Source organism: Pseudomonas sp. HY13-MNA-CIBAN-0226 (assembly GCF_040310305.1).
Lineage (GTDB): Bacteria > Pseudomonadota > Gammaproteobacteria > Pseudomonadales > Pseudomonadaceae > Aquipseudomonas > Aquipseudomonas gregormendelii.
In genome coordinates, this window is the sequence record NZ_JBEOPS010000560.1 from 1 (window position 1) to 241 (window position 241).

The window sequence follows — 241 nt, forward strand, 5'->3', positions numbered from 1 at the left end:
GTGTACCCCAAGTCTCATCGAACCTCTCAAGGTTAGCTTGTGCAAGCTCTATAGTATTAGCATCGTAGATGGCTTTTAAATCAGCGGCTACCGCCCTTTTATCCGTCCACGGTACGAACTTCATTGAATAGCGCACCATATGCACGATACACAGCTGAACCTTGGCTTTGGGGTAAACGGTGTTGATGGCATCAGGAAAGCCCTTTAGACCGTCAACACAAGCGATTAAGATGTCTTGTAC

At 46.9% G+C, this 241-nt stretch carries 1 protein-coding gene; it reads right to left on the bottom strand.

All coding sequences use genetic code 11. The annotated features are described in order from the left end of the window. Positions 1-241: transposase (locus tag AAEZ05_RS29910; RefSeq protein WP_350650276.1), on the bottom strand; the 241-nt coding region annotated here is incomplete at both ends.